Source organism: Duganella lactea, from assembly GCF_009857505.1.
GTDB classification, from domain to species: domain Bacteria; phylum Pseudomonadota; class Gammaproteobacteria; order Burkholderiales; family Burkholderiaceae_D; genus Rugamonas; species Rugamonas lactea.
On the sequence record NZ_WWCP01000110.1, the window covers coordinates 1 to 290 of the forward strand.

Here is a 290-nt window from a genome sequence, read left to right on the forward strand (position 1 = left end):
CACTTATCGACTGTAATGAAGAGAGAACAGCAAATATTGGGGCTGTAGCTCAGCTGGTTAGAGCACCGTGTTGATAACGCGGGGGTCGTTGGTTCGAGTCCAACCAGCCCTACCAGTTTCGATCTGAAGTGCCAGACTAAAGTCTTGCACACTGTGTCTTAATGGGGGATTAGCTCAGCTGGGAGAGCACCTGCTTTGCAAGCAGGGGGTCGTCGGTTCGATCCCGTCATCCTCCACCACCTGTTTTTACGTAAGCACTAAGATGTTTAGGTAAAAGCAGTATCGTTCTT

General features: G+C 49.7%; 2 tRNA genes. Both read left to right on the forward strand.

The features are described from left to right. The first annotated feature begins 38 nt into the window (after positions 1 to 38). Positions 39 to 115, forward strand: a tRNA-Ile gene (locus GTP44_RS26900). Positions 116 to 163: 48 nt separating this feature from the next. Further along, positions 164 to 239, forward strand: a tRNA-Ala gene (locus tag GTP44_RS26905). The last annotated feature ends 51 nt before the right edge of the window (positions 240 to 290 follow it).